Below are 1,364 nucleotides of genomic sequence, written 5' to 3'. Positions count from 1 at the left end.
GCCCGGTTACATTCCGAACCCGGAAGCTAAGCCCTCCAGCGCCGATGGTACTGCACTCGGGAGGGTGTGGGAGAGTAGGACACCGCCGGACAATCATTCCAGTCGAGGGCCGCCCCATCCGGGTCGGCCCTCGACTGCGTAGCGCCATAGGTGGCGCAATGAGGAAGGATGTACCTGTGAGTTCAGGATCGCAGGGCGGAGATCGTCCCCGTCGTTACGAAGACCGGGCGGGTGGGCGCGAGGGTGCCCCGCGCCGCGACGACCGGCCGTCGTACCGGGATGACCGGGGCGGTCAGCGCGGCGGCTACGCCGGCGGCGACCGCCGCGAAGGCGGGTACCGGTCTGGTTCCCGTGATGGCGACTTCCGCGCGGCCGGCGCCCCCCGTCGTGACGGTGCCGAGCGCCAGGGTGGTTTCCGGGGCGACCGCGAAGGCTTCCGTGGCGGTGAGCGCCGTGAGGGCGGCTTCCGCAGTGGTGACCGCCGCGAGGGTGGCTTCCGTAGCGGTGACCGCGAGGGCGGGTACCGCGGCGGTGAGCGTCGTGAGGGTGGCGACCGTCCAGGCGGTGGCTTCCGTGGCGGTGACCGTGAGGGCGGCTTCCGCAGTGGAGAGCGCCGCGACGGTGGGTTCCGTCGTGAGGGCGGTGAGCGTCGCGAGGGTGGCTTCCGTGGTGGCGACCGCGAAGGCTTCCGTGGCGGTGAGCGCCGCGAGGGTGGCTTCCGCGGTGGTGAGCGTCGCGAGGGTGGCTTCCGTGGTGGCGACCGCGAAGGCTTCCGTGGCGGTGAGCGCCGTGAGGGCGGTTTCCGTGGTGGCGACCGCGAGGGTGGCTTCCGTGGCGGTGAGCGCCGTGAGGGCGGATACCGCGGCGGTGAGCGTCGTGAGGGTGGCGACCGCCCAGGCGGTGGCTTCCGTGGCGGTGACCGCGAGGGCGGCTTCCGCAGTGGAGAGCGCCGCGACGGTGGGTTCCGTCGTGAGGGCGGTGAGCGTCGCGAGGGCGGCTTCCGCGGCGGCGACCGCGAAGGCGGTTTCCGCGGTGGTGAGCGTCGCGAGGGCGGTTTCCGTGGCGGTGACCGCGAGGGTGGCTTCCGTGGCGGCGAGCGCCGTGAGGGCGGGTACCGCGGCGGCGAGCGTCGCGAGGGTGGCTTCCGCGGGGGCGACCGCGAAGGCGGTTTCCGCGGCGGTGAGCGTCGCGAGGGCGGCTTCCGTGGCGGCGAGCGCGAAGGCGGCTTCCGCGGTGGAGAGCGCCGCGACGGTGGGTTCCGTCGTGAGGGCGGTGAGCGTCGCGAGGGTGGCTTCCGCGGGGGCGAGCGCCGTGAGGGCGGCTTCCGTGGTGGCGAGCGCGAAGGCTTCCGTGGCGGTGAGCGT

General features: G+C 73.8%; 1 rRNA gene and 1 pseudogene. One reads left to right on the top strand and one right to left on the bottom strand.

Going from position 1 to position 1,364, the window contains the following annotated elements:
- Nucleotides 1-91 (top strand): 5S ribosomal RNA (gene rrf, locus ACFY23_RS29890); the annotation flags it as partial.
- A gap of 91 nt (nucleotides 92-182) precedes the next feature.
- Here the strand turns inward: rrf and ACFY23_RS29885 are convergent.
- Nucleotides 183-1,364, bottom strand: a pseudogene (locus ACFY23_RS29885) (hypothetical protein); the annotation flags it as partial.

This window comes from Micromonospora sp. NPDC000121, from assembly GCF_042899165.1.
GTDB lineage: Bacteria > Actinomycetota > Actinomycetes > Mycobacteriales > Micromonosporaceae > Micromonospora.
Note: the sequence above shows the minus strand (reverse complement) of the source record. Positions and strands in the feature narration are given on the sequence as shown.